The organism is uncultured Citricoccus sp. (assembly GCF_937871995.1).
Taxonomy (GTDB): domain Bacteria; phylum Actinomycetota; class Actinomycetes; order Actinomycetales; family Micrococcaceae; genus Citricoccus.
The window spans coordinates 1-2,037 of sequence record NZ_CALMQR010000021.1; the positions used below are offsets into that span (position 1 = coordinate 1).

A 2,037-nucleotide genomic window follows, 5' to 3' on the forward strand; every position below is an offset into this window, starting at 1 on the left:
ACCATGTGCGCACCGACGGGTACCTGCACCGCACCTACAAGGTCTCCGAGTTCCCGCAGTCCCAGGCCCGCCTCGGGTTCTTGGAGCCGTTGATCTTCGCCGGGGACTTCCGGCACACCGTCTCCGTGGTGTGGGTCCCGCGCGATGCCCGGGGCGCGCTGAACCACATCCAGCGGCGCAAGGCCGACTGGCGCACCACCACCCGGCTGCTGGACAAGCTGGATAGGCCCCACACCCTGGAGCACGACCGGGAACTGGAGGACATCAACCGGGAGGAGACCGAACTGGTCGATGGCCACGCCCGCCTGGATATGGCGGTGCTGATCACCGTCACCGGGGCCGACGAGATGGAACTGGAGGCCAACTGCGCCGACGTGCTCTCCCGGGCCGTGAACGCCAACTGTGAGCTGCGCGTGGTGTACCTGGAACAGGACGCGGCGATGCTCGCCGCGGCCCTGCCCTTCGGAATGGTGGAGATGTGATGAGCCCGACGACGAAGAACCGCCAGAAGATCGAGGTCTTCGACTTCTACCAGGCCAACCGGGAGGGAAAACGCGCCTCGCTCACCTCCACCCGGCAGGTCCTCAAGGATCTCAAGGCCGCCCAGCAGACCGACACCGATGTCAGCCACGACTTCCCCCGGCCCACCTGGGGCCGGGGTGGGGAGCGTCGGCCGAGGTCCCTGCACGGGACGGGGGTGTTGCGGACACGCGGGGTGCCGACCACCGCGCACACCGGGGCGACGGCCTACCCGTATGTGGCCGGGACCTCGCTGGGCGCCGACGGGCTGTACATCGGCCGGGATTTGAACGGCGGTGGGGCGTTCTGTTTCGACCCGTGGCAGCTGTATGAGCGCGGCATCATCTCCGGGATGTCGATGATCCTGTTCGGACAGGTCGGGGTCGGTAAGTCCTCGCTGGCCAAGTCCTTCGCCGTCCGCCTGGTCCAGGCCGGACGCAAGCTCTCGGTCGCCAGTGACAAGAAGGGCGAGTGGACCCGGGTCGTGCACGCCCTGGGCGGGTCGGTGATCCAGGTCGGCCCGGGCATGGGCACCCGGATCAACCCCCTGGATCCGGGCACCCGGCCCTCCCTGAATGCCCAGGGCGAGCCGCTGAGCGATGAGGGGTGGGCGATGACGGTCCGCACCCGACGGATGGCCATCCTGGTGACGCTGGTGCGGATCCTCACGAATCGGGACCTGTCCCCGGCCGAGCACCACGTGCTCTCCCTGGCCCTGGACACCGGAGTCGCCGCAGCCCAGGCCCGGGGCGGGATCGTGATCATCCCGGACGTGATCGACGCCCTGGAAGCGGCCAAGGACCACCCCGACCGGCTGGTCGCCGAGGCGTCCTCGGTGATGGCGATGACCCTGCACCGGATGACCACCGGTGACCTGGCCGGGATGTTCGACGGGGAGACCACCGCGCACTTCGCCGCCGACGCTCCGGCCACTTCGATCGACACCTCCGCCCTGCAAGGGGCCAGCCCCGAAGCGGTGCGGGTGGTCAACGCCTGCTCCGGGGCCTGGACCGAGGCCATGGTCACCACCAGTGACGGAGGCCAGCGGATCGTGGTCTACGAAGAGGGCTGGGACAACATCTCCTCCGAGGCCGACCTGCGCCGCATGGTCGAGTCCTGGAAACTGGCGAGGGCCTACGGCATCTTCAACGTGCTGATCCTGCACAAGATCGCCGACCTGGACATGGCCGGAGACCGCGGCTCGAAGATGGCCGCGATGGCCAAGTCCCTGCTGGCCGACGCCGACGTCAAGGTCATCTACCGCCAAGACCGCTCCGCGCTGCGGGTCACCACCGATGAACTCGAGCTCTCCGACCGGGAACGGTCCCTGCTGAAGTACCTGGACGAAGGCGTGGGCCTGTGGCGGCTGGGCGGGTCCAGCTTCCAGGTCAAGAACGACCTGACCCGGGTCGAACTCGGGCTGTTCAACACCGACGAACGCCTCGTCACCGCCACCGCCACCGCCACGACCACTGAGAGGCAGGCCCGGGCATGAGCTGGAACGCCCAGAACCGCCAG

Annotated in this window: 2 protein-coding genes; both read left to right on the forward strand. The window is 68.5% G+C overall.

Annotated features, from left to right (window positions below):
- The coding region (locus Q0283_RS02030; RefSeq protein WP_366133757.1) for an SCO6880 family protein at nucleotides 1–482 on the forward strand (482 nt) is incomplete at its 5' end.
- Nucleotides 482–2,014 (forward strand): conjugal transfer protein TraC, encoded by a 1,533-nt coding sequence (locus tag Q0283_RS02035; protein WP_298042404.1) that lies wholly within the window; start codon nucleotides 482–484, stop codon nucleotides 2,012–2,014. The genes Q0283_RS02030 and Q0283_RS02035, both read left to right, overlap by 1 nt.
- The last annotated feature ends 23 nt before the right edge of the window (nucleotides 2,015–2,037 follow it).

Excerpts from the sequence above, each read along its gene's own strand:
- Q0283_RS02035 (WP_298042404.1), top strand. The coding sequence starts at position 482 with ATGAGCCCGACGACGAAGAACCGCCAGAAGATCGAGGTCTTCGACTTC.